Consider the following 692-nt stretch of genomic DNA (forward strand, 5'->3'; position numbering starts at 1 on the left):
CATCCATTGGTAGGTCCATTAACCCCAGGACATAGGTCTGTATTTTGTGGGTAGAAATTATCACCAGGTCTAGTACACCTGATAAGAGTATAGGTGTTTTCTCCAAACCCATCACCATCTTCATCACGATACCATGTGATTTGTTGAACATCGGGATCGTTATCATCACAGTCAGAGGTATTGGCTACTCTTCCTGCGGGTTGAGTACAACTGAGCACCCAATCGGAAGAGTTTCCAGCACCATCTTCATCGATATCGGCATACCATCTGGATGGATCTTTGATATTAGGATTGTTATCATTACAATCCTTATTGTTATCTACATAATTAGCAGGTTTGGAGCAACTTCTTATCGTAGGTCCTGTAGCGGCACCAAACCCATCATTATCATCATCATAATACCAAATAGAAGGTCCTTTGATATTAGGGTTATTGTCATTACAGTCACCTCCTCTTAGTACATACCCTGTACCGGGAGAAGTTCGACAAGATCCATTAGGGCCACCCCAACCATCTCTGTCGTTATCGTACCAATACCACTGAGATCCTGGTTGTGCGTCTACACATTGATCATCTAGTATGGGCACAGGTCCAAGTTGTGCATATATAACCTTACCAATAAAAAGTAAAGCAAAAAACAGATAATAGGTATATGTTTGAATGTTCTTCATTTTTTAAGCTTTTGATAGGAT

The 692-nt window shown here is 40.6% G+C and carries 1 pseudogene; it reads right to left on the reverse strand.

The window, feature by feature from the left end:
• A pseudogene (locus ACXAGJ_RS24625) lies at positions 1–671 on the reverse strand (hypothetical protein); the annotation flags it as partial.
• Between the last annotated feature and the right edge of the window lie 21 nt (positions 672–692).

The sequence above is a fragment of the Aquimarina sp. AWH4_224 genome (assembly GCF_056160245.1).